Source organism: Desulfitobacterium sp. (assembly GCF_034927245.1).
Lineage (GTDB): Bacteria > Bacillota > Desulfitobacteriia > Desulfitobacteriales > Desulfitobacteriaceae > Desulfitobacterium_A.
This window is the reverse complement of sequence record NZ_JAYFQK010000050.1, coordinates 1-25,012: the sequence shown is the minus strand read 5'-3', so window position 1 is coordinate 25,012 and position 25,012 is coordinate 1. Positions and strand designations below refer to the sequence as shown.

The following is a 25,012-nucleotide window of genomic DNA, read 5'->3' as shown; positions in this document are numbered from 1 at the left end:
AGTCGTTTCTTGCCCGTATCGAAATGTATAAGCTTTTACAGCATTCTCAAAAAAGTGAGTGATAGGCGATGCCAAGGCAACGAAGAGATATAGGGGGAAAAAATACCTTGCCTAAACAAGGTATTGACTTTCCTCTCATCATAATGACTTTAGCTATCTTGGCTTTTGGTTTAATTATGGTGCTTTCGGCTGGATCTGTCCGAAGCTATAACAATACAGAAAATCATAATTCCTTTTTCTATGTGATACAGCAAGCTAAGTGGGCTATCCTCGGCGGGGGAGTAGCCGTGATCACGGCGAATTTACCTTATAAAATTTGGCGGCGCCTTTCGGGTCTGGGGATCATCATCAGTATTTTGCTGTTAGTCGCCGTTCTCTATACAGATGCAGGGTTTGCAGCTATGGGTTCGGCAAGGTGGCTGAAAATCGGACCGATCAAAGTACAACCTTCGGAGATCTCTAAATTGGCCCTTATTTTATTTTTAGCCTATGTTCTCGATCGATATCCGGTTAGAAAATTACGTGACTTCGCTATTGCGGGTGTATTTGTGGTTTTGATATTAGGGTTGGTTTATAAACAGCCGGATTTAGGGACAACGATGGTCTTAGGGATTACAGTGGCAGCGATGCTTTGGCAAACAGAGCTTCCGACGCGTTGGTTTGTGATAGCGATTCCCTGTGTTTCTATTCCCCTCATGTATTTAATCCGCCATACGGAATATCAGTGGAATCGGATCCTGGCATGGCTTGATCCGTGGAAATACGCAAGTACCCTGGGTTACCAAATTACCAATGCCCAGATCGCTTTTGGCTCCGGCGGAATTTTTGGGGTAGGGTTGGGTCATAGTATGCAAAAATTCGGTTTTCTTCCTGAAATATATACCGATATGATCTTTGCGGTGATTGGAGAGGAACTTGGACTTATCGGAGCACTTATTTTATTGAGCTTGTTCGTTGTATTCTATACGCGTAGTTATTATATTGCTCAAAGGTGCGAGGATCGGTTCGGTCGATTATTGGCTTTTGGCATTACGACCTCACTTGCTGTCCAGACTGTAATGAATTTAGCGGTGGTGACAGGGGTGATGCCGGTTACCGGAGTTACTTTACCCCTCGTTTCGTATGGGGGAAGCTCATTAGTGATTACTTTAGCAGAGATCGGAATTTTAATGAATATTTCACGTTATTCACGTCTCAATACGGATTTGAAGGGCATAATAGGGGGAGTCAAGTCAGTAAGTCAATAGGGGGTGAAAAAACTTGACTTTCCCTATTGGTGAATACGTCATCTTTGGTATAGGGCTATATTATTTAGGATGTGGCAACACGCGCCGATCGAGAATATTTTGGGGAGGGGTGTGGCTTTCCTGGCTGACAGGATGGATATTGGAAAGCATTTTTCCGTGGAATAACACTTGGCATTGGCATTTTTCAAGGGTGATGGTCTTGGGTTTCTTTGCCGGTATGGCTTGGCAAAGGACAAAGGGACGAAAGATTCTGCCTGTCTTAATAACTGCCTCAGCATTTGCCGCACAAAATCTGTTTATCGTGAATGAGCCGAGTATATTTAAAGGAGAACAATTTTTTTTAGGGGCAATGGTTTTAGTTACAGTCGTGTTAACCACCCATGATTTCTGGGGAATGGGACTTGCCCTAGCCGGTGGAATCCTGGCCGATTTAGGAATATCCATATTTTTATTTCAAGGGATAGTGCGGCATTATGATTTGCCGGATCCTTTTTTCTGGAACTTAAGTGTGCTGTTTCTGGCAGGAGCTGCGGGCGTGCGAATGATTTGGAAGAAAAGGAACGATGTATTGACAGAAATGAGTGAAAAGGAATGAAGACTGTGCCTAAAGGCTTAGTCGTAGCGGAAATTCAACCGGGAAGCATAGCCGAGGAAATGGAGATTGTTCCGGGCGATCGGATCTTAGCTGTTAATGAACAAGAGCTTGAGGATATCATTGATTTCCAGTATCTTACGGCTGATGAGGAATTTACCCTTTGGGTCGAGAAGGAAAATAACGAAGTCTGGGAACTGGAGATTGAGCGTGATCCCGGAGAGGAGCTTGGTCTTGAGGTAAAAGCGGTTAGTGCTGATGGACTGAAACTGTGCAAAAATAACTGTCTTTTCTGTTTTGTTGCCCAAATGCCGAAAGGAATGAGGGAAAGTCTCTATGATAAGGATGACGATTATCGCCTTTCCTTGACTCAGGGAAGTTTTATTACCCTTTCTAATTTAAGTGAGACAGAATTTGAGAGGATTGAGCGTCTGCATTTAAGTCCGCTCTATATTTCCGTTCATGCTTGGAGATCAGAGGAACGGGTTCGCTTAATGAAAAACCCTAAAGCGGGCGATCTATCCGCACAGTTGAACAGATTAGCCGCGGCGGGAATTACTATTCATGCGCAGATTGTTCTGGTTCCGGGCTATAATGATGGCGACGTTCTTAAGGAAACAGTAAGTGAGCTGGGAAAGCTCTATCCGGCGGTTCAATCGATCGCTGTTGTACCGGTCGGCTTGACCCGATATAGGGAAGGACTTCCTCAATTACGGGGTTTTACAACGGCGGAGTCTCAACAGATCCTGGAACAAGGGCAGTGTTGGCAGGCTAAGTTTCTTGAAATAACGGGGCGGCGCTTAGTTTATTTTTCGGATGAGTTTTATGCTCAAGCCGGCTGGGACTTCTCCGGGGTCGAAGTTTATGATGATTTTCCGCAGTTGGAAAATGGTGTGGGGATGGCCAGCAAGTTCCGCGCAGAGTTTGAAGAGGCTTTCCGCAGCCTGCCAAAGGATTTGCCGGAACGTAGGGTTCATATTCTGACCGGGACCTCAGCGACCCCGTTCTTTCGAAAAATCATTCAACGCTTCGAGAAGTATGCGAGTTTGCATCTGATTTTACATACGCTGGAAAATCGTTTTTTTGGAACAACCGTTACGGTCGCGGGGCTCTTAACCGCTCAAGATATTGCCGAGCAGCTTCCGGACCTAAACGGGGAATTATTCTTAGTTCCCAGTGTGATGCTCAAATCGGATGAAGATATATTCTTAGATAATCAGAGTGTGACTTGGCTCGCCGAAAAGGTCCATGGAGTTCCCTTAATTGTGGAAAACCATGGTGCTGCATTTGTTCAAGCAGTAACCGGCGTAGTTTTGGAGGGAGAAACCATTGAGTAAACCTGTTGTAGCAATTGTAGGGCGTCCCAATGTCGGAAAGTCCACTTTATTTAATCGGTTAGCCGGCGGACTAGTGGCCATCGTCGAAGACCGGCCCGGGGTGACGCGTGATCGTCTTTATCGTGATTCGGAATGGCTGGGGCGGAAGTTTACGATTATTGATACCGGCGGAATCGAATTTAAAAACGAGGAGACATCAATTCCGACCCAAATGCGAAGACAGGCAGAGATCGCGATTGAAGAGGCGGATGTCATCGTTTTTGTTCTGGATGCACAGGTGCCGCTCACGCCCGATGATGAACTGATTGCACAAACGCTGCGTCGGTCCGGTAAGCCTGTTGTTATTGCCGCCAATAAGGTCGAGAATTTTGCTAAGGCTGAGCTCTATGAGCTTTACAGTCTGGGTTTAGGCGAACCGATTCCGATTTCTGCTGTTCACGGAATGAATATCGGTGATTTACTGGATGCAGTAGTCGCCCATTTTCCTGAGCAAGAAGAAGAAGAGTATGATCCGGATATCATTAAAATCGCCGCTATTGGCCGTCCTAATGTGGGAAAATCCTCTCTCGTCAACGCCCTGCTGGGCGAGGAACGCGTTATTGTCAGCAATGTGCCGGGAACAACCCGGGATGCGATTGATACCGCTTTTGAACATGAAGGCAAGCATTATATCTTAATCGATACCGCGGGTATGCGGCGCAAGGGCAGAATTGATGAATTGACTGAACGTTACAGCGTATCACGTTCCTTGCGTGCAGTCGATCGCTGCGATGTTGTCCTGATGCTGATTGATGCTACAGAGGGAGTCACCGAGCAGGATAAAAAAATTGCGGGCTATGCCCATGAAGCGGGTAAAGGAATCATTCTTGTTGTTAATAAATGGGATCTCATTGAAAAAGACGATAAATCGATGAATCGTTATGAAAAGGAAATACGCGAAGAATTAAGTTTTATGCTTTATGTTCCCACTCTCTTTATTTCCGCTAAGACAGGACAGCGGGTTAACCGATTGCTTGAGCTTGTTGATTTTGTAGCTGAACAGAATGCAACAAGAATAACGACAGCGACGCTTAACAGCTTGGTTCGGGAATGGGTTCATCTTAATCCTCCGGCTACGGATAAAGGCCGACGTCTTAAAATTCTCTATATGACTCAGGTCGGGGTAAAGCCTCCGACGTTCGTTTGCTTTGTCAATGATCCTGAGCTGTTGCATTTTTCCTACAAGCGTTACCTTGAAAACCAGCTGCGGAAAAGTTTTGGGTTTGAGGGCTCACCAATCCGCCTTGTGATCCGCCAAAAAGATGAAGAAAAGGAGTAATATTAAGGTATGGGACAGTATGGGATTTTTATCATTGCCTATTTTTTAGGCGCTATCCCTTTTGCCTATATTGCAGGACGGTTTAAGAATATCGATGTTCGTAAACATGGAAGCGGAAATATGGGGACAACAAATGCATTTCGCGTGTTGGGTGTAAAATGGGGAATTGCGGTTCTGCTTGGGGATGCTTTGAAGGGAGCTATGGCAGCATGGCTGGGGTATCACTTCTTTGGTCCCTGGGGTGGCATTGTCGGCGGATTGCTGGCGATGGCCGGACATAGCTGGAATCCCCTTTTTGGGTTTAAACCGAGTGGCAAAGGGGTTGCCTCCGGCTTGGGCATTATTCTTGTATTGATGCCGAAGATTACTATTTTAGCAATCCTCGTGTTCGCAATCGTTGTTTTCTTGTCACGTTATGTTTCCCTGGGATCTGTTTTCGGAACGATAACGGTCCTTATCTCTGTTTTTGTTTACGATAAGCCGGTCGCTTATAAGGTGTTTATCGTAATCGCAGCTGCTTTAGTGCTGATTCGTCATAGGACAAACTTTCAGCGAATTTTAAATGGAACCGAGAGTCGGGTCGGTCAGAAAAAATAGAAAGGGTAAGGCACGAATGAAGCAAATTGCAGTTTATGGAGCGGGAAGCTGGGGAACAGCTTTGGCAGTCCTTATGGCTAAAGCAGGACATCCTATTTCCTTAATTGGGCGCAATCAAGAGGAAATCCGGCAGATGAACGAACGCCGAGAAAATCTTCGATACCTTCCGGGTGTCGTTTTGCCGCAGCCACTCGAACCGACAACGGATATTAGTCGGTGCAATGCTGATCTGCTTATACTCAGCGTACCTTCTCACGCCGTGCGAAGCACAGCCCGTCTTATTCGCCCGTATTTGCGCAAGGAAACGCTGATCGTCAATACGGCCAAAGGTTTGGAAGAAGGAACGGAAAAGCGCCTTTCTGAAGTCTTAAAAGAGGAACTGCCCGACTACCCGATTGTTGTACTGTCCGGACCCAGCCATGCGGAGGAAGTCGGTCGGGATATGCCGACAACGGTCGTCGTTGCTTCAGATAACCTTGAAGCGAGCGAAAAGGTTCAAGAACTGATGATGACACCGAAATTCCGAGTGTATACAAATCCCGACCTGATTGGGGTCGAACTGGGCGGGGCCTTGAAAAACGTTATCGCCTTATGCACAGGGATCGCCGAAGGGCTTGGCTTTGGGGATAATACAAAGGCAGCATTGATGACCCGCGGACTGGCGGAAATTGCCCGCTTGGGGGTTGCTATGGGAGGCAATCCATTAACCTTTGCGGGTTTATCCGGTGTAGGGGATTTAATCGTAACGTGTACGAGTTTGCATAGCCGTAACCGTAGGGCCGGGGTTGCCTTGGGTCAGGGCAAATCCCTGGAGAAGGTTCTGGAGGAGGTAGGTATGGTTGTAGAAGGTGTCAAAACAACAAAAGTTGCCTATGCCATGAGCCGGGAGCAAAAAATTAGCATGCCGATTATTGAACAGGCGTATCACGTTCTTTTTGAGGGCAGTGATCCCAAAGTCGCCGTTTCAAATCTCATGATGCGCGGCAAAAGGCACGAGCTTGAAGAAGTGGCCCAGATTGCGCTTGCTCAAAGAGCTTATGAGAACTAAGTCAACAATTTTTCAATTATAATCATCCCAGTTAAATCTATACAATTTCATTTAAAAAAAGCAGCCGTAGGGAAAACCTGCGGTTTTTTTTTGACATATTTGCGCAATGTAGTCCATATATTTATACTGCGTAACGTGCTAGTCCAGTAATATCTTGCCACTGGGAGGTGGAAGGGAGAGAAAAGGTGGGGCCCTTCCCCGGTTTTGGGACAGCACTCAATAAGGGGGGAATTTTAGTGGAAAAAGTGGATATTTTTAAAGATATTGCCGAGCGTACAGGTGGCGATATCTACTTTGGAGTCGTTGGGCCGGTCCGCACTGGGAAGTCCACCTTCATCAAACGGTTCATGGATCTCCTGGTCTTGCCCAATATTACGGATGTGTTTGAGCGGGAACGGGCTAATGATGAACTGCCTCAAAGTGGTTCAGGCAGACAGATTACGACGACTGAACCTAAGTTTATTCCTTCAGATGCCGTCGATATCGTTATTCGTGATAACATTCAAATGAAGGTTCGCTTAGTGGATTGTGTAGGTTATGCGGTAGACGGAGCGATCGGCTATGAGTCAGAGGATGGAGAGGAACCTAGATTAGTCCGGACTTCTTGGAGTGAAGAACCCATTCCTTTTCAAGAGGCTGCAGAGATCGGAACCCGCAAGGTTATTACCGATCACTCGACCCTTGGAATTGTCATAACGACGGATGGATCAATCACCGATATTCCAAGAGAAAACTATATTGAAGCCGAGGAACGCGTCATCGCTGAACTGCGTCAGCTCGGGAAACCGTTTGTCATTGTACTCAATACAACACGGCCTTATGCGGAACACTCAATTGAAATGGCTCGGACATTGGAAGAACAATATGGTGTGCCGGTCATTCCCGTGGATTGCTTAGAAATGACCATCGAGGATATTACTCAAATCTTAGAAGAAGTATTATATGAATTTCCAGTGGCGGAGGTCAATATTGAAATTCCGAAGTGGGTGGAGGAACTCGATCCAAGCCATCCGGTACGGGCAAGTTTTGAGGAGGCAGTGCGACAATCCATTGAGGGAATCCGCCGTGTCCGTGATATTGATCAAGCCCTGGATAAATTAACAGAATGTCCGCAGGCTCAAGATGTCCTGTTAAGACAGATGGAACTCGGAACAGGAATTGCAGATATCGAAATGACCGCGATAGATGGGCTCTTTAAGAACGTGCTCGAAGAAATGACAGGGGTCACGGTTGAAGGGGAACATACACTTCTGCGTTTAGTCATGGATTACAGCAAAGCCAAAAAAGAATGGGATAAAATGGCCCCGGCGATTGAAGAAGTTAGGACCAATGGCTATGGTGTTGTGACACCGGTTCTGGAAGAAATGTTCCTTGAAGAGCCGGAGCTTGTTAAATCCGGCGGGCATTACGGAATTAAGCTCAAAGCGAGCGCACCATCCCTCCATATTCTTCGAGCTGATGTGACCACCGAAATCACGCCGCTGATTGGAACTGAGAAGCAGGCTGAAGAACTTGTCCGTTATATACTCGATGAATTCGAATCCGATCCCAAAAAAGTGTGGGAATCAAATATCTTCGGCAAATCGCTGCATGATTTAGTCCGTGAGGGAGTGCAAAATAAGCTTTACCGGATGCCGGAGAATGCTCAGCATAAACTTCAGGATACCTTGCAGCGGATTGTTAATGACGGAAACGGCGGGTTGATTTGCATTATTATTTAGGATAGGTTTACGAGGTTGAAAAACCCTGCATCAAACGCGATGTAGGGTTTTCTGTGATGTTTGCTAATTTGCACACATTTGATATAATTGTTCTAGATTTGTAAGACAGTAGGTGAGAACGCACATGACTAATCGTACCAAGGATTTTTTAATGGTCAGTAAAGATATTTTGCCCGATGCTATCGTGAAAACGGCTCAGGCTAAGGAATTGTTGGCAAAAGGGGACTGCGCAACCGTTAATGATGCGGCTGAAAGGGTCGGCATCAGCCGAAGTGCGTTTTATAAATACAAGGATGGGGTTTTCCCTTTTTATGAGGTGAGCAAAGAGCGAATTATTACGATTTCTCTAATCCTTGAAAATATTGCCGGGGTTCTTTCGAATACCTTGAATTTTATTGCGGGCTTTCGCGGCAATATCCTAACGATAAACCAAGGCATTCCGCTTCAAGGGGTAGCCAACGTTTCAATCGCTTTTGATACTGCCGACATGATTGATACACCCGAAAAATTGCTGGCTGGTTTGAGCGAGATTGAAGGCGTGCGCAAGATCGAGGTTATCGGGCAAAACTAAATTTTTACTTGCAATTTTAACGTGTATATGTTAATTTATATAAGTCCCTTGAAATGAAGGGACGGATTATTAAGTCGGGGCGTGGCTCAGCTTGGTAGAGCGCTACCTTGGGGTGGTAGAGGTCGCACGTTCAAATCGTGTCGCTCCGACCAGTCATATCAAGCATCTTAGGCTTTCGGATATTATCAAAACCCTCATGTAATGCAGTGTAATGTATTTTAAAGTAAATATGCACCGTTAGCTTCTCGCAAGAGGGGATTTTTCTTGTCAGCAAGTGGTCCAGATTAGTGACCGCTTGCTTTTTTATTTCTGGCATAACGTGAGCGTAAGTGTTTCCGGTTGTTGAAATGTCGGCGTGGCCTAAAAGTTCTTGAACCGTTTTAAGACTTTCAACGCGTTCGAGCAACCGGGTTGCATAGGTGTGGCGGAGGCCGTGTAAGTTAACATCACAGGGTAAGCCTGTACGATCTCTTAATTCATAGAACTTCCGTGTAAAATTTCGGGGAATGATATGGGTTCCTTTTTTCGAGCAGAAGACTAGGTTTTGCTCTTAAACTTAAAAGTCTTTTCCCGCTATAAGTTTCATTCTGCGTTGTGACATTCTGTGCAGCCGCAAGGGAATAACTACTTCTCGCGGTAAGGGAATGACTCGTTTCGATTTTTGCTTTTAGGTGTTTTCACCACCATAAGACCTTTGGCAGTAGTGCGTGCTAATGCATGTTTAATGGTAGGAATCCTATTCCTTAGGTCGATGTTATCCTAGGTCAGAGCGAGTACTTTTCCTTCGCGTAATCCTGTGCCCAATGCAAGGGGGAAGGATGTTCGCCAAACTGTGGTTAAATTCGGATCCTGTAGTTGGATCAGGAGGAGATCCATTTCATCTTTCGCCATAGCCCGGGCTTCATCAGCCTCCAGTTTAGGGAGAGTAACCCCTTCGGAGGAATTACGGCTAATTAGATGGGTGACCTTTGCGTTGTTTAGGCGGGAATAGATGATGCGTATTCCGGTGAACCGTGGCTGGAACTTTCCCTAGTGCAGTTCCCGCCAATCAAATATATTCGTCAAATAATGCAAAAAAGCCATAAGCATGACTTCTTTGTGTAGAAAAGCTAATGAACATCAACGATGTCATATTGGGATCGCTTTTCAAACCGATGAGAGTGCTACATTGATATTAAGTAGTCTTATGTAGTAGCTTTGCATAGAAAATAAAGGCGAAGAAATCGAATTTGCAATTTCTTCGCCTTTGAACTCAGAATCAAGCAGACTTAAATCTATCGGGGTATAAAAGTAGATCTAATTCGTGGTCAGACATAAAGTAATTACCATTAGCAAATGCTCTTTCTCGTTCGAGACCGAAACGCCGCATTGTATCAGGGTTGGTATAAGCAAAGTTGGCTGCCTGTTGCTTCCATTGGACACCGGTAAATTCAATGGATTTTATTTCTTTCTTTTTAGGGGGGAATAATTTATGATGACCGTTTCTTAACTCGCGTTCATAGCATAGTTCTGTATGGTTATCTAAATGATAGCGTTGCCTAAATTCGAGTAGAAATTTACTGACGTAACTACTAGTGCCAAAATGATAGGTTCTGCTGACAAAGGACTTGGGGGCGAGCAAAATAGGTTGTCCATATGCAACCGGGGAAAGCCATTGTCCTTCCTGCCACTGGCTGCTTTCAATGTCCCAGAAAAATCCTTTGCGAATACCACTCAAGGTAATGCCGTGTCTTACACATTGTTGCTCTGTGAATTGACTGAGTAGATTACGTAGAATATTTGTGAGTACATCTGACATTCTATCCTTGTCAAAATTGGGAGCCAAAACGTAGACATCACTTGGATGAATAACTGCGTTTCTCTCAAAAAGTCCTTGATCAATTAAGCCTGAGAACATCGTTAAGAGTATTTCTTTCGAGGCTCCTCGTCCTTTTGAATGTGCTACTGAATTCCCTAAATGAGTCTCATTAGGCTCGTTGCAGTGACTCAATAACTCGGTAAGTTTTGAATGGTCCCTTGCCTGACAACAATGAAATACAGAATCAAAATAGGACTTGATGACGGCCATGCAATCTATAGAAAAATCATCTGTTCCAGCCTCTATTAAACCAGGGTCAAGAAATAATTTTACGTCTCTATCAACAGGCACATCGACAAATTCGATTTCCTTATGTGTAAAAATAGGCAAGTTAAAATGCTTGGAAAAATTATTCATTATATCCCTCCATTAAAATTCCGTGTATTTTTTCATCTTGACTTTTTGAAGGGATAAGCTATACTAACTACATTGCATTTTGTGTTGCATAGCGTATCCTCCGCTAACATTTGTATTATAGCACCGGAAGCACTGTGCAAACGTCATATCCCCATTGGATTCTAGGAAAATCTGATGGGGATATTTTTCGTTTAGTTTGCAACTCGCCGAACTCAGCCATGTTAATCACCCCCTTACAATAATAGCTATTTTATTATAATATCAATCGTTATTAGTGCTGTATTTTTGTTGTAACCACTCTAAAAGCTCTTCAAAAGTAGGAAAACTTTTTACATTTTGGGGTAATGCCATATTTAACTCTTTGCTACTCAAAGGAATAAGCATTGCAATTGTATCAGAGTTTTTCGAGAATAGTGGACTTTTTTTTAGATTTTTGATTCTTTTTTCAATATTGCTAAAGTTATCACAAATTACGATTCGAATACAAAGGTTAAGCTCTATAGCGCTGCAAGATAGCTTTTCTTGATATTTATACTCTGTACCCCTATTAACACAGCACCATATAATTGGCTTGCACCGTCGTATCATAAATCTTCCTCGTCGATAAAAGATATAAGCTCTGGTATTGCTCCGTAGCGACCACTTAAATAAGCGGATTCAATTTTTATGTCACCACGGGCAAGTGTCCCAGTATTCTCAGTATCCTCCATCTGGTCAAACCGCCAAATATTAGTTACTCCTTTTCTTTTTTCCGCAAACCATATTTCATCACGGCGTAAATGATTAGTGTTTAATAATCTGGATTCATGCGTTGTAACAATCAATTGTATATTGCGTTCCTTAATTTTAGAAAGATACTCAGATATAAAAGCGTTTGTAAGAAGAGGGTGCATGCTACGATCGATTTCATCAATGATATAAGTAATACCTTCTTCTTCGGATAATAAAACCTCAACAAGTTCAAGAATACGTCTTGTGCCATCTGATTCCTCAGATAACAGATACTCTCCAAGGTTACCATGCTGCATTTTTACTACTTGAAAAGTAATATTTCCACTTAAATCAAAACCAAAAGAATATAAGTCTTCGCCATTAAATAAAAAGTTACTATGCTCATTATTCATGTCTCCACGCCGTTTTTTGGCTAATGAGTGTTCAATATCAGATAGAATTTCCTTTTTAATTTTATCCGGGATTGAACCTAGAACATTATCTACACTAGTCTGTTCATATTTATAGTCTGATATATCTAAGCCAAATGTCCTTAGTTTAGAGATTAAATTACCTTTTTCTGTTCTAAATGTAAATGAGTATCTGTTGGGGTCTCCTGCCTGAGGATAAACAAATACCAACTTCTGTGAAAACCAATGATAAATATCACGCAAAAAATTAATGCTACTAACTTCCTTGTATATTTCTTTTTTCTTACGGTTCATTTCAGACAAAAATAAGGTTTCGTGATCATCTTTAATATCATCGAAATAGATGCGTATGCGTTTTTCAGCATCTCCTCTAATTGGAAGGTTTAATGTGGTTTTGTTATCAAAGCTACGCATAAAAATAAGCTTTGAACTATTTGTATTATCGTATAACCACTCTTTTTCAAACATTTGAGATGCAAGAAGTAGCGAAAAACCGTAAATATACCTCTTTTTATTTAGCAAAATCTCAAATTCGAAAGTGCTTGGTTTATTTATATTGGTTGACTTTACTCTATTGTATGACATGGTATATCCATGAGGTATACCTCCTCGGCCAATGATAACGTTTCGTGCAAAATCCATTGCTTTCACGAAATTCGATTTCCCTGCTGCATTGGCACCATACATTGCTGCAAACTTGAGCGTGCGCGAATATCTAGTTACCACTAAATGATCCCGTTTTCCTCTCGCTCGGCCTGCTTCCATAGAAAAGGATACTGGAGTATCGAAAGAGGAAAAGTTTGATACTTTAAAATTTGATAACATAAGAATTCCTCCTCGTATAATTAGATTTGTTCCTAGCTCCTCGAGTCCTTTAAATGGGAACGGGGAGCTTTTAAATTGAACCAGATTCAACTGGAAATTCCCTTGAGCAATAAGGTGCGCGCAGTATAACGCATACCCCATGCAGTAGTCGAAGGTGTGCGGGGCGTGCCGTTGTGGAAAAGCTCTTTTAACACTACCTCAAATGGCTTTTCCACATAAGGCACACACGCATGCCTTACTCCCCAAAAAAGTATTTAAATTTGCTGGTTTTACAGGCACAATGGAACCGTAAGGTTACATTCTGGGAAGGTATTATCCTCCTTGAGGCTTGACCTCTGAAAAAGTCTGACCCCCAGCCCACAGCTTGAACTTTTAACGCGAAGGTTGCACAACTTGATGGTCCTCCTTTCGATAGTAGCAGGTCGTTTGGATCAAAGGTTCCAACAAGAAAGTGCTGATTCGGCGAGGTTGTTGACCGGTTGTGGTGCCTGGTGCCCAGCAGTAATTTTTACATATCCCTACTGGAAAGCGAGGTGATTTTTATGAGTTTATTTGTCGGTATTGATGTTAGTTCTAAGGATTTCAAAGTAAAAATGATGAATGATCAGGGTGATGAGGTTGCCGAGCGTTTTCATGCTTCTAATGACCGCCTAGGCGTACAGTCTCTAGCCTCGTATCTAGTTAATGCTTGTAAGACCCATTCCGAAGATCGCCTTGTTGTTGGGATGGAGGCTACTTCTGTCTACAGTTGGCATATCCAGATGTTCTTGGCCGAAGAACCAAGCCTTGCTCCCTTTAACCCTCAAATCTACTCTTTTAATCCTAAAATCGTGAGCAAGTTTAAAGAATCTTATTTGGATTTACCTAAGAACGATTGGGTTGATGCTTGGGTTATTGCAGATCGTTTAAGGTTTGGACGTCTTCCGAAGAATTGCCAAGTTGATTTTCGCTTCTTGCCTCTCCAGAGATTAACCCGCTTTCGCTGTCACTTGGTAGAAACAATTACCCGAGAGAAAAATTACTTCTTAACCAACTTGTTTTTGAAGTTTAGTACTTTAGCTCAAGGCGAGGTCTTTAGCAACACTTTTGGAGCTACTTCTGAATCCCTTATTCTTGAGTTTTTCTCTCCCGAGGAAATTGCGGCTCGACCGCTTGATGAATTAATTGAGTTCCTCGTGGATAAAGGGAAAAGCAGGTTTAAGGATCCAGAAGGGACCGCCACTGCACTTAAGGAAGCAGCGCGCAAGGCGCATCGTCTCCGGGGTAATCTACTTCAACCCGTAAATCTGATTCTAGCGACAAGCTTCGAAACCATTAGAACGTTACAACTCCAACTCAAGAAAATTGATAAAGCAATTGAAGCTGAGCTTGAACATTTTCCTAACACCCTCTCTTCTATCCCGGGGATTGGTCCGGTCTTTACCGCCGGTATTATTGCCGAAATTGCAGACATTCGACGTTTCCCTAATGAAGCCGCCTTAGCTAAATATGCAGGCCTTACATGGAAAACTCATCAATCGGGTGATTTTACAGCCGATGACACTCCTTTAAGCAACTCCGGCAATCGCTACCTGCGGTCTTATTTTGTCCAAGCAGCTAACATGGTTCGGTTGAACGAACCAGAGTATAAGGCATTCTACTCTCGTAAATTCACGGAAAGCAAAACCCATCATCATCGCCGTGCTTTAGTGCTTACTGCACGTAAACTCGTACGTATGGTTGATGCTCTGCTACGCACTAACCAAATCTACCAGCCGAAAGGTAATTGGGGGTGATTATAATCCAATACCCAAAAGTCCAGATTCCATTTTTGTAACTTGTTTCCACTTTGTTTTGGGAATGGGTAGGTTTTTTGTTGCCTTTTTTAAGATAGCTACTGCCAGAAAACAATGACCATTATATTTTATGGTCTTGACATATTACCGAAGGACTTGTTAGCTATATTATACTTAATCAAAAGTGAATGTCAAGCATAAGTCGCTTTTTAAAAACGTAATTTACGCAGTTGTTTACAAAAGGGTGATTTAGTTAAAGAAAATTTGTGTTATAAAAACAGTAAGTTAACAATTGATAGCTGAGTTGAATCACGTTAAGGATGGCATGCCTCTTACACCGCCAGTTCGGTGACATGCTTCAATCGGGCCATAGAGATAAGAACAAAGGCTAATGTTTACCTAAGTAATTTACTTTGCATATTTGCTAAGGCATTTGACATGAATTAATCTTCGCATTTGTTGGAGATAGTAGAAGGTTATAGACGGGTATACTCACGTTAAAGGAATTACCTGGAATCTATCGAATATTGAATGTTAATAATCTATTTTCTATAATTTTGGTGTCAGAGAAATGCACGCTAGTCTACTCGACTAAAATAAACTTCCTTTATATAATAAAGTTTAGACCCTTGCATTCAGTTTAAGATACTTTTCATACTGACATGTAGGCAAGGGCATGTAATACCTTTATTCAGGAGATAGTTACATAAGTTGACAATTACTCAAATGAAACCAATACTTAGATAATAAGCCAAAGTAGTAAATACATCTGGTAAGATGAAAGAAATGATCAAAAGGTGGCAATGTAAATAAGGAATAGGAAAATATCCTTTAGTTAGAACAGAATCTACTTTTTTGTGCTAATAGAAAGTAGAAAATTGGTCATTACCCGAACATGAATAAAATGAAGATTTCTTAAGCTTTAATCAGCTTCGAAGGATTATAATAAGGAATAGATAAAGGGTGGTTAGCTATGCAAACTGTATTTGAGCTCTGCAAACCTAGGGCGAGCGTATTTGTGGATACGACCAGAGATGATGTTTTGAACCTCAGCGATCTTGTTGAGGATAGAATTGATCCAGACAAATTTTTTGATGAAAATTTCCAGACAAAAGGGATGGAAATTCTCCTAACCACTGCATTTAAGCGTTTTAAAGGGGAGTCGAGCACAGGGGTAGTCAAGTTAACTCAAGCTATGGGTGGCGGTAAAACTCATAATATGCTGGCTCTGGCTTTATTGGCTAAAAATAACGTATGGCGTAAAAAGATTCTGGGTAAAGAATACGATGAAATCGGTGATATTAAGGTGGTTGCCTTCTCCGGTCGTGAAAGTGATGCGGATTACGGAATATGGGGCAGTATCGCCGAACAGCTCGGTAAAAAGGAAGTCTTTAAAGATCTATATATCCCTCTCAAAGCCCCTGGCGAAAGTGCCTGGGTAAAACTTCTCCAAGGGGAAAAGACATTGATCTTATTGGATGAACTACCGCCATACTTGGAAAATGCAAAATCAATTGCGGTGGGAAATTCTGATCTGTGTAAGGTCACTATTACTGCCTTATCAAACCTGTTCTCTGCACTAGGTAAGGAACAGCTTGCTAATGTTTGTTTAGTCTTTTCCGATCTAAAAGCCACATATGAATCCGGTAGTGAAATGCTGCAATCCAGCTTTAAAGAGCTTGAAAATGAGGCGAATCGTTCAGCAATCAATATTGAACCAGTGGCACTTAATTCAGACGAGATTTATGATATTTTGAAAAAGAGATTGTTTGAAAGCTATCCCTCTCATAATTCATCGACTGTGAATGAAGTAGCTGTAGGATTTAAAGAAGCACTGACCCGAGCCAATAAGATGGGGCTCACGAATTATACTGGCGAAAAAGTCTTTTTGGGGATCAAAGATTCCTATCCCTTTCATCCGTCGATCAAGGAACTTTATGCCCGATTTAAGGAAAATCCCAACTTTCAGCAAACACGAGGCCTCATTAAATTGATGCGTCAAATTATCCGACAGTTTTATGAAAATGGCAATGCTGAATCAAAATATCTGATCAATGTTTTTGATATCAATCTGAACGATCATAATATGTTGTCCTATATCAAGCAAATCAAGCCTTCCCTGGAGGCGGCGATCAGTCATGATATCGCCGAGGGGGGCAAATCAATTGCTGAAAGCATTGATGCTGAAAATGAACCTAGAAAAATAACTTATGCTCAGGATGTCGCCAAATTGCTTTTAATGTCCTCCTTGAGTGAAGCAACGCATGGGTTAATGGGACTGAACGATTCGGAAATCCTTGGATATTTGTGTGAACCCCAGATTGAATTGAATGATTATAAAAAAGCGTTGGAAGAGCTTAAGACCCAAAGCTGGTATCTGAAAATGGATAACCGCGGTCGATTGTATTTCCAAAATACGAAAAATATGATCGCAGAAATGAATACCCTCGTTGAGTCTTACAGTAATGAAAGTGCGAAGAAAGAGCTGAAGAAATTCCTCGACGAAAATTTCAAACCGATAACTAAAAACTGCTATGAACTTCTTTATGTATTGCCAGCAATTGATGAGATCCAACTCGATCTGAATAAGATCTCCCTTGTTATTTTTGAACCTTATGCCGGTAATAAGCTTCATCCTGATTTACAGGCCTTTTATGATAACGCCTCGTTTAAGAATCGGGTCATGTTCCTTTCTGGGCAACGCAATGTAATGGAAAAATTATACCATAATAGCAAACGTTTGACCGCTATTCGTCAAATTATCGAGGGGATGAAAGCAGAACATGTATCGACGACTGATCAGCAGTATAAGGAAGCCGATAGCCAACAAGATAAAGTGATGCAAGCCCTTTTGCAAAGTATCCGTGAAACCTTTATTACCTTATATTTTCCGACTAAGAAAGGAATTGTCTCCGAAGATTTCAAATTGGAGTTCAAAGAGAATGCCTTTAAGGGCGAAGAGCAGATCGTTAAAGTCCTAGCAAGTCAACAGAAATATATAGACTACCAAGCAGATGACCGCTTCATGGAAGAAATGCGTGAACGTTGTGAAGATCAGTTATTTACCCAAAAAGAGATGACGTTTAATCAGATCAAAGAGCGGGCTGCCACAGAGGTCCGTTGGCCGTGGTATCATCCATCCCAGCTTGAGGATTTAAAAAAGGATTGTTTAAAAAAAGATAAGTGGCGGGAAAACGGCGGTTATCTGATGAAAGGGCCTTTCCCCAAAGAGCCTACCTCAGTAATGGTCGAACAAACCAACTATGATCCAAAGACTGGGGAGTTTACTCTTAAAGTGCGTGGGGTACGAGGAGATAAAGTGTATTATGATATTGGCGCCGAGCCGACATCTGCTTCAGCAGAGGCCCCGGCGGTCTTCGTGACCAAAGAACTTCTGCTCAACTTCATTTGTGTGGACACATCAAATGAACATCCTACCGGGCTGGTGAAAGAATTTGTGTGTTCTGTTCCCCTTAAGTATGAGCAAAGAAGGAGCGTTAATGGCAAGGTTCTTGAGCTACAAACCCATAAAGATTTTGAAATCCGCTATACAACAGATGGCAGCAGTCCCAGGGAAAATGGCGGTATTTATACAGGTGAAATCGTCCTGCCTCAAAATTGTAAATATGTAAGAACAACGGTTACCTATAAAGGTAGACCTATTGAGGAAAGAGATATTGCCATTGCTGAGACTCTAGCGGATAACAGCGACATCAAGATCGATGACAATGCTCCCTTGGAGTTTGAGTGGAGTATCCAAAAAAAGTGTAAGGATACGGAATCAACATATTGGGAGTTCGAAAAGCTTAAAAAACTAGAAGGCTTATTTATTCGGCATTTTACGGTAGTTATCTCGGAAAAAGAGAACAACCGTAATTATATGGAACTTTCTACGGCTACAGTCCCTTATGATGCTGATAACTTGCAGGCAACTGTAGACCTTATCCGCGACACTGCTTTTAAGAATAAAGAAGTCATCGTCGAATTTGATTATAAAACAATCCTGTTTACGAGTGGTCTGCAGTTCAAAAAGTGGATCGAGCTGAATAAATATGACATCACGGAAATTAAAAAAGAGGGAAAAACTAAACAATGAGTGCTAGAGAAGTAACCTACGGCTTCGGAGTCAATCCAAAGTTGAGTGAGAATCATTTCTACGTTATTATACCGTCTAATAAAGATGAAAAAGTCCAGATCTATGAACGGTTTCAATGGACGGACGGCGAGGAGCAAAAGCTTGCTAAGTCTGATCGTCTACGCATCGAAATTTCAAGGTACAAATGGGGTAAAGTCAGTGCAGACTTAACTGCAGAATTTAATGTGCGTCTTAAAAAGGATAAATTAAAAATTGGGCGCTTTGTCATCGGCGGAACCCCAGTTGAAAAATTATTTGGTAAAGAATTGATGGTTTTGCTTTGGGGGATCGAAGACTGTGATCCTTCGGTCATTCCGACGGCAATCAGAAACTGGAAGGGTCTTATGCCGGAGGAACGCTGGTGGCTCTATACGATGACGAATGCCAGCACGGGTCATATCAAAGATAAGAAAGGGTGGCGTATTGCGCTCAGATACGCCCTATGTGAAAACCCGATTGAGGAAGATCCGCAACTCAGCTTGTTTGATATGTTAACGGAAGAATAAAGGAGAAAAATTGATGATTTCTTTTATTGAAAAGCAATTTCCTGTTTCAAAAGTTAGTAAAGAAAGCTATAAAGAGCGAAAAGCAAATAATGGACAAACCTTGACAGGCCTAGGAAAATGGTGGGGCCGGAAACCTTTAGTTTTGGTGCGTGCTGCTATCCTTGGTTGCTTAATGCCCGCAAGTGATAATCCAAAGCGGGATATGGACATCTTTCTTAAAATTATGAGCATGGACCATACGGGGCTTGAACTGCGCAAAGAAAAATCCTTTTCTGCAGTCGAAATGTATAATATTGCTGAGAAAAATAAAAAATTACGAAGTAGAATTAATGAATGGTTTGATCTCACTGGAGATAAAATCAAGCTTAACCACGATGTAGATAAAAAGGAAGTAGAACTCGCTGTTTTTAATACTCTTGGTTATGATGAAAAATTGACTAAGTGCATTCGTCCAGAGCAATTAGAAAATCTGAGTGAACAAACGTGGAATGAAATTAATCATCATCTTGGTACCTCTGCACAAAGTCTGCAAGAGTTAATCGAGCAGTTATCTATCAAGAGATATGGACGAAATGTCATCGTCGGTGATTGCTTTTGCGGTGGTGGGAGTATCCCCTTTGAAGCAGCAAGAATGGGATGTGATACGTATGCCAGCGATCTCAATCCAGTGGCAGGACTTCTTACTTGGGCAAGTATCAATATTTTGGGTGCAAGTGAAAAGGAACTGGATGAAATTAAACAGTTTCAGAAAGATGTTTTTAATAAGGTTAATCAAGAGATAACTAAACTTGGGATTGAACATAATGAACAGGGTGACAGAGCGGTCTCCTATTTGTACTGTGTTGAGGCTAATTGCCCTGAATGTGGGAAAAAAGTTCCGCTTGCACCGAGTTGGGTCATCGGAAAAGGAACCAAAACGATAGCCAAACTCGTTGAGACGGACAGCGGATTCGATCTGGTAGTCAAGATGGGGGCTAGTCTGGCCGAAATGAAGGAAGCAGAGAACTCGGGTACAGTCGGGAAAAATGTGTTAATCTGTCCTTCATGCGGTAAAACCACCCCGATATCTTCATTGCGCCGAGACCGAAAAGATGACGAAGGAAATACGATCTATGGACTAAGAAGATGGGAAAAAACTGAATTTGATTTCCGAGAAGATGATATTTATAACGAAAGGCTCTATGCCATCAAATATGAAACGCCAGATGGAAAACGTTATTACTGTCATCCTGATGAGATAGATGTGCAAAACGAAGGAAAGGTTAAACAAATTGTTGCCGAAAATATTATTGCTTGGCAGGGGCAGGGATTAATACCAAGTATGGAAATTGAGAGCGGCATAAAAACAGATGAGGTCATTCGTAATCGAGGTTGGTCTTATTGGAATCATCTTTTTAATGCGAGGCAGTTACTAACCATAGGCACCTTTGTAGATGTTATAAATAAGGAAAAATATAATAAATTACTTAAAATTGCAGGAATATTAGGTATCAATAGGTTAATTAACTTTAACAGTAGATTATCAAGATGGAATCCGGCTGCAGGAATAGAAAAGGTAGTTGATATTTTTTATAATCAAGCTTTAAATACTTTATTTAATTATGGTTGTTTAGGATTTAAAAGTGTTCATAGCACTTGGGCATATAATATAAATAGCTATCTAACCAATAAAGACAATGCTGAAGTGCTATTAACAGATGCAAGAGAGACGAAAAATATCTGCCATTTTTGGATTACGGATCCGCCTTATGCGGATGCAGTAAATTACCATGAACTATCTGAAATATTCCTCGCTTGGGATAAAAAACTTATGCAGGGAACTTTTCCCGCGTGGTATACAGATAGCAAGCGAATTCTTGCTGTTAAAGGTGATGAACATTTTTCTAAGAGCATGATTGATATTTATATGAATCTTGCCAATCATATGTTTGACGATGGGATGCAGGTGGTTATGTTCACTCATTCTGATCCGAGTGTCTGGGCACAGCTTGCTTTGATTATGTGGAAATCCGGGCTAAAAGTTACAGCCGCCTGGAATATAGCTACAGAAACAGAAAGTGGTGGTCTCAAAGATGGAAACTATGTAAAAGGAACAGTTTTACTAGTTTTAAGAAAACAAACTGATAATGGAGCCGCTTACTTAGATGAAATCAATATAGATATTAAATCTGAAGTTAAAGCGCAGATTGAATCTATGCAAGCCTTGGAGGATAAGGAAGAACCCAATTTCGCTGACCCGGATTATGTTCTTGCTGCTTATGCAGCATCATTGAAAGTGTTAACCTCTTATAAAAAGATTAGCGGGCTTGATCTTGACTATGAGTTAGATCTAGCGATTAATAGCCCGGCTGATTCTAAGGTCGTAAAAATCATTGAAAATGCAAAAAAGATTGCCTACGACTGCATTATTCCTGTAGATTTTGATACGTACTTATGGAAAGATCTTTCTCTTGCCGAACGGTTTTATATTAAAGGATTGGAAGCTGAAAAGCATAATAACTACCAGATTTCAACGTATCAAGAGTATGCCAGAGGGTTCTCGATTGGCTCCTACGGTCAGCTGATGGCTAGTGAAAAAGCCAATACGGCACGGTTGAAAACAGCTACCGAATTTGCTATGAGAACCGTCAGTGATAATCCAGACTTTGAAAATTCACTATTGCGTACCATTCTAGCCGGAATTTACATCGCGATTAAAGAAGATGGAGTGCCGGAAAAAGGTTTGTTCCATATCAAGCAGCATGTTCCGGACTATTGGGGAAGCCGGGATATGATCAAGCAGTTGCTGTTGGTTCTAAAGGATACGAAAGATATTGAGAATATGTCCCATTGGGCTGAAAGTGCGGATATGGCAGATCACTTATTCGTGTTAGTTGATAACGATCATATCTAAGTAGGAAAAGAGTGAGCAGATGATCAACAGGTATTCTTCGAGACGGAGTAAACTTAGTCAAGCTTTTTTAAATGAAAAGTTAAAAAATGCAGCCGGTTATGATCGGATTGCTGGATATTTCTGCTCATCCATTCTCGAAGTTGCTGGGGAGAGCATAGAAAATATCTCTGGTAAAATCAGGATTATTTGCAATTCTTCTTTAAACCCTGCGGATGTCCAAACCGCTGCCTATGCCAATATGAAAATGAAGCAGGAATGGTGCGAGTATTTACCCGAAGAAAAGTATTCTGATGAGAGTTCGGCACAAAGACTACGTAAACTATATAATTTATTATCGGCAGGGAAACTTGAGATCAAAGTGATACCCAATGAAATCTATGGGCTAATGCATGGCAAGGCCGGAATCATTACTTATCTGGATGGAAGCAAGACTTCTTTCTTAGGCAGTGCAAATGAAACTAAAAGCGCCTATACCGTTAACTATGAAATGCTTTGGGAGGATGACAGTGCGGAGTCTATTCAGTGGGTACAGGAGGAATTCGATTTCTTCTGGAACAATAGATATGCTGTCCCGCTTTGCGATTTCGTGGTTAAAGATATTGATCGCATCGCTAAACGTGTCGTGATTCCCCTTAAAGATTGGCGCGAGGACAGTGACGATGTTGTGCCTGCTGTAGCTGTAGAAGAGCCGGTTTATCGCCGAGAGTTTGGGCTGTGGGAGCATCAAAAATATTTTGTCGAGCTCGCTTTTCGCGAACATAAGCAAAAAGGCGGAGCTCGCTTTTTGCTGGCAGATATGGTGGGTCTGGGAAAAACGATCCAGCTGGCTATGTCCGCCAAGCTGATGGCTTTATATGGAGATAAACCGATATTGATCATTGTACCGAAAACCCTAACGTATCAATGGCAAGACGAACTAAAAACGTTGCTGGATATGCCTAGTGCCGTATGGACTGGCAGAGGATGGAGCGATGAAAACGGCTATGAATACCCCGCGGATAGTAATCAGAGTATTTTGAAATGCCCGCGCCGAGTGGGTATTGTATCCCAAGGCCTGATCACTCGGAAATCCGAAGCTGCGGAGTTGCTGAAACAGTTGAAATATGAATGTGTGATCCTGGATGAAGCCCATAGGGCAAGGAGGACTAATGCAACGAAAGATCCGAATGTGAATAAGGCACAGCCTAATAATTTACTGGCATTTTTAAATGAGATCACCTTCCAAACGAAAAGTTTATTGCTAGCAACAGCGACCCCAGTACAGATTAATCCAATTGAAGCTTTTGACTTAGTTCATGCGTTAGCCATGCCCAATGAAGCGACTAAAGTGATGGGAGATAAGCATAGTATTTGGCGAAAACGACCACAAACAGCGCTTGATTATATCTCTGGAAATGCTGATATTCCAACTATGGAATCAGAATTATGGGAAATTATCAGAAATCCTTTTCCTCCCAAAAATGAGCATAACCGAAGGATTGAGATTATTCGTAATCAGTTGGATATTTCCGATGATACCTATGTATTACCGCAGAGTCTCTATTCGGAATTGCGGCTATCCCAAAGACAAAAGATTCGGGAATTGTATTTTGATGATAATTTTATCCAAAATCATAATCCTTATATACGGTCCATTATTCGCAGAACAAGGAAGTTTTTAGAAGAGACCATCAATCCAGAAACGGGCGAATATTACCTGGAAAAGATTGAAGTTGAACTCTTTGGTGAAAATAATGAAGAAGCACTTGAACTTAAGGGGTATTTGTATCAAGCCTATTCAATTGCTCAGGAATTTTGTGTCTTGCTTACTTCGCGAGTAAAAGGCGGCGGGTTTATGTCGACCTTGATGCTTAAACGTATTGGTAGTACGATGCTTGCTGGAGAAAATACGGCAAAAAAAATGCTGGCTTGGACAATCGAAGGAAAAGAACGCCTTAAAGATTTGTACGAAGATCTATTTGATGAGGATGAAGAAGACGAGAGTAACGAAGAAGGGCGCAGTGAAATCAAAGAACTCACCCATGAGGAAGTTCGCTGTTTGGAAAGATTGGTTAAAGTATTAAAAAACAATAAAGATACCGATCCTAAATATGAAAAAGTACTCAACATCCTTCAAAATGGTGCTCGTGACGAAGGTGCATGGAAAGATAAAGGGTGCATTATTTTTTCCCAATATTTTGATAGTGCTCGATATGTAGCAAAGCTATTATCCAACGACCTTAAGGATATGAGAATCGGACTATACGCTGGCGGCGATAAATCCGGAATTTATGAGAAAGGCAGTTTCCATAAAAAAACCAAGGAAAATATCAAGAAGGCAGTTAAAAATCATGAGATAAAAATCTTAGTAGGGACGGATGCTGCATCAGAAGGACTAAACTTACAAACGCTTTCAACGCTTATCAATCTCGACTTACCCTGGAATCCTACACGGTTAGAACAAAGAAAAGGACGTATTCAGCGCATAGGTCAGATTAGCAACAAAATATTGATTTATAATTTGCGCTATAAAGATTCGGTTGAAGATAAAGTGCATGTCAAATTATCCGAGAGATTAAAGAGCATTCACGACATTTTTGGACAGATCCCCGAAGTTCTTGAAGATGTTTGGATTGCTATGGCTCAAAACGATGAAATACGAGCTGAAGAAGCCATAAACAAAGTTCCCAAGAAACATCCTTTTGAACTAAAATATGAGCAGAATATCCCTAAGACAGAAGATTGGGAATCGTGCACTTTTGTCCTAGATAAAGAAGAAAAGATGAAAGAATTATTGAAGGGGTGGTAAGCACTGATTTTTTATTATTCCTCTGAAGTTCTGCTTTAAGGAGATATGATTTGAGTGGTTATTCTACCCCGTTTTTCTAAATGAAGAAACTTTTCTTAAGGCATCTTTAAGTTTGTCTAGAGCAATCATTTTTGGATTAAATGCCTGTTTTAGGATAGTAATAACTGAAGTTTCGCACCCCTTTAGGTGCTATTAGGTAAAGTTTTTGCAAACTCAAAATTGTAAATTACAACTCGTTATTACTTTTTAGCTAGCCTTTTCAACGTTTTTTAGCTGATTATTTAAAAAAGAATTCTCGAAAA

General features: G+C 41.7%; 16 protein-coding genes, 1 tRNA gene and 1 pseudogene. 14 read left to right on the top strand and 4 right to left on the bottom strand.

The window, feature by feature from the left end; all coding sequences use genetic code 11:
* Positions 1-68: 68 nt before the first annotated feature.
* From ftsW to VB077_RS12185, 9 genes are all read left to right on the top strand, one after another.
* The gene (gene ftsW / locus VB077_RS12225; protein WP_323415528.1) at positions 69-1,247 is read left to right on the top strand and encodes a putative lipid II flippase FtsW; all 1,179 of its coding nucleotides are present in this window, start codon (positions 69-71) and stop codon (positions 1,245-1,247) included.
* A gap of 13 nt (positions 1,248-1,260) precedes the next feature.
* On the top strand, positions 1,261-1,842 hold the full coding sequence (locus tag VB077_RS12220) for a hypothetical protein (protein WP_323415527.1): 582 nt from the start codon (positions 1,261-1,263) through the stop codon (positions 1,840-1,842).
* Positions 1,839-3,176, top strand: a complete 1,338-nt coding sequence (locus VB077_RS12215; protein ID WP_323415526.1) for a DUF512 domain-containing protein — start codon at positions 1,839-1,841, stop codon at positions 3,174-3,176. The genes VB077_RS12220 and VB077_RS12215 overlap by 4 nt, the downstream gene beginning before the upstream one ends.
* The gene (gene der, locus VB077_RS12210) at positions 3,169-4,494 is read left to right on the top strand and encodes a ribosome biogenesis GTPase Der (protein ID WP_323415525.1); all 1,326 of its coding nucleotides are present in this window, start codon (positions 3,169-3,171) and stop codon (positions 4,492-4,494) included. The genes VB077_RS12215 and der overlap by 8 nt, the downstream gene beginning before the upstream one ends.
* 9 nt (positions 4,495-4,503) lie before the next feature.
* Positions 4,504-5,091, top strand: a complete 588-nt coding sequence (plsY, locus tag VB077_RS12205) for a glycerol-3-phosphate 1-O-acyltransferase PlsY (RefSeq protein ID WP_323415524.1) — start codon at positions 4,504-4,506, stop codon at positions 5,089-5,091.
* 16 nt (positions 5,092-5,107) lie between these two features.
* Positions 5,108-6,139, top strand: coding sequence for an NAD(P)H-dependent glycerol-3-phosphate dehydrogenase (locus VB077_RS12200; RefSeq protein ID WP_323415523.1), 1,032 nt, complete (start codon positions 5,108-5,110; stop codon positions 6,137-6,139).
* 236 nt (positions 6,140-6,375) lie between these two features.
* Positions 6,376-7,860 (top strand): stage IV sporulation protein A, encoded by a 1,485-nt coding sequence (spoIVA, locus tag VB077_RS12195; RefSeq protein WP_323415522.1) that lies wholly within the window; start codon positions 6,376-6,378, stop codon positions 7,858-7,860.
* Between the two features lie 124 nt (positions 7,861-7,984).
* Positions 7,985-8,431 (top strand): ACT domain-containing protein, encoded by a 447-nt coding sequence (locus tag VB077_RS12190; protein WP_323415521.1) that lies wholly within the window; start codon positions 7,985-7,987, stop codon positions 8,429-8,431.
* A gap of 75 nt (positions 8,432-8,506) precedes the next feature.
* Positions 8,507-8,583: transfer RNA gene (locus tag VB077_RS12185), tRNA-Pro, on the top strand.
* On the opposite strand, the pseudogene VB077_RS16640 reads toward VB077_RS12185, so the two are convergent.
* The 4 genes and pseudogenes from VB077_RS16640 to VB077_RS12170 all read right to left on the bottom strand — a co-directional run.
* A pseudogene (locus VB077_RS16640) lies at positions 8,562-8,966 on the bottom strand (tyrosine-type recombinase/integrase); the annotation flags it as partial. The gene VB077_RS12185 and the pseudogene VB077_RS16640 overlap by 22 nt on opposite strands.
* Positions 8,967-9,689: 723 nt before the next feature.
* Positions 9,690-10,646, bottom strand: a complete 957-nt coding sequence (locus tag VB077_RS12180; protein WP_323415520.1) for a hypothetical protein — start codon at positions 10,644-10,646, stop codon at positions 9,690-9,692.
* Positions 10,647-10,907: 261 nt separating this feature from the next.
* Entirely contained in the window at positions 10,908-11,234 is a 327-nt protein-coding gene (locus VB077_RS12175; protein ID WP_323415519.1) for a hypothetical protein, read from the bottom strand.
* Positions 11,231-12,613: an AAA family ATPase gene (locus VB077_RS12170; protein ID WP_323415518.1), complete on the bottom strand. Its 1,383-nt coding sequence runs from the start codon at positions 12,611-12,613 to the stop codon at positions 11,231-11,233. Before VB077_RS12170 ends, VB077_RS12175 begins: the two co-directional genes overlap by 4 nt.
* A gap of 542 nt (positions 12,614-13,155) precedes the next feature.
* Between VB077_RS12170 and VB077_RS12165 the strand changes: the two genes are divergently transcribed.
* From VB077_RS12165 to VB077_RS12145, 5 genes are all read left to right on the top strand, one after another.
* On the top strand, positions 13,156-14,388 hold the full coding sequence (locus tag VB077_RS12165) for an IS110 family transposase (protein WP_323415517.1): 1,233 nt from the start codon (positions 13,156-13,158) through the stop codon (positions 14,386-14,388).
* Between the two features lie 973 nt (positions 14,389-15,361).
* Positions 15,362-18,484, top strand: a complete 3,123-nt coding sequence (locus VB077_RS12160) for a DUF499 domain-containing protein (protein ID WP_323415516.1) — start codon at positions 15,362-15,364, stop codon at positions 18,482-18,484.
* A complete protein-coding gene (locus VB077_RS12155) occupies positions 18,481-19,029 on the top strand; it encodes a DUF3780 domain-containing protein (protein ID WP_323415515.1) in 549 nt (182 codons plus the stop codon). Before VB077_RS12160 ends, VB077_RS12155 begins: the two co-directional genes overlap by 4 nt.
* 13 nt (positions 19,030-19,042) lie before the next feature.
* Positions 19,043-21,922: an anti-phage-associated DUF1156 domain-containing protein gene (locus VB077_RS12150; RefSeq protein ID WP_323415514.1), complete on the top strand. Its 2,880-nt coding sequence runs from the start codon at positions 19,043-19,045 to the stop codon at positions 21,920-21,922.
* A gap of 19 nt (positions 21,923-21,941) precedes the next feature.
* On the top strand, positions 21,942-24,710 hold the full coding sequence (locus VB077_RS12145) for a phospholipase D-like domain-containing anti-phage protein (RefSeq protein WP_323415513.1): 2,769 nt from the start codon (positions 21,942-21,944) through the stop codon (positions 24,708-24,710).
* Positions 24,711-25,012 lie beyond the last annotated feature (302 nt).

Bases quoted from the DNA above. Each gene is read 5' to 3' on its own strand.
- VB077_RS12150 (WP_323415514.1), top strand. From the start codon at position 19,043: ATGATTTCTTTTATTGAAAAGCAATTTCCTGTTTCAAAAGTTAGTAAA.
- VB077_RS12165 (WP_323415517.1), top strand. From the start codon at position 13,156: ATGAGTTTATTTGTCGGTATTGATGTTAGTTCTAAGGATTTCAAAGTA.
- ftsW (WP_323415528.1), top strand. From the start codon at position 69: ATGCCAAGGCAACGAAGAGATATAGGGGGAAAAAATACCTTGCCTAAA.
- plsY (WP_323415524.1), top strand. From the start codon at position 4,504: ATGGGACAGTATGGGATTTTTATCATTGCCTATTTTTTAGGCGCTATC.
- VB077_RS12180 (WP_323415520.1), bottom strand. From the start codon at position 10,646: ATGAATAATTTTTCCAAGCATTTTAACTTGCCTATTTTTACACATAAG.
- VB077_RS12155 (WP_323415515.1), top strand. From the start codon at position 18,481: ATGAGTGCTAGAGAAGTAACCTACGGCTTCGGAGTCAATCCAAAGTTG.
- VB077_RS12160 (WP_323415516.1), top strand. From the start codon at position 15,362: ATGCAAACTGTATTTGAGCTCTGCAAACCTAGGGCGAGCGTATTTGTG.
- VB077_RS12215 (WP_323415526.1), top strand. From the start codon at position 1,839: ATGAAGACTGTGCCTAAAGGCTTAGTCGTAGCGGAAATTCAACCGGGA.
- VB077_RS12200 (WP_323415523.1), top strand. From the start codon at position 5,108: ATGAAGCAAATTGCAGTTTATGGAGCGGGAAGCTGGGGAACAGCTTTG.
- VB077_RS12170 (WP_323415518.1), bottom strand. From the start codon at position 12,613: ATGTTATCAAATTTTAAAGTATCAAACTTTTCCTCTTTCGATACTCCA.
- VB077_RS12190 (WP_323415521.1), top strand. From the start codon at position 7,985: ATGACTAATCGTACCAAGGATTTTTTAATGGTCAGTAAAGATATTTTG.
- VB077_RS12175 (WP_323415519.1), bottom strand. From the start codon at position 11,234: ATGATACGACGGTGCAAGCCAATTATATGGTGCTGTGTTAATAGGGGT.
- VB077_RS12145 (WP_323415513.1), top strand. From the start codon at position 21,942: ATGATCAACAGGTATTCTTCGAGACGGAGTAAACTTAGTCAAGCTTTT.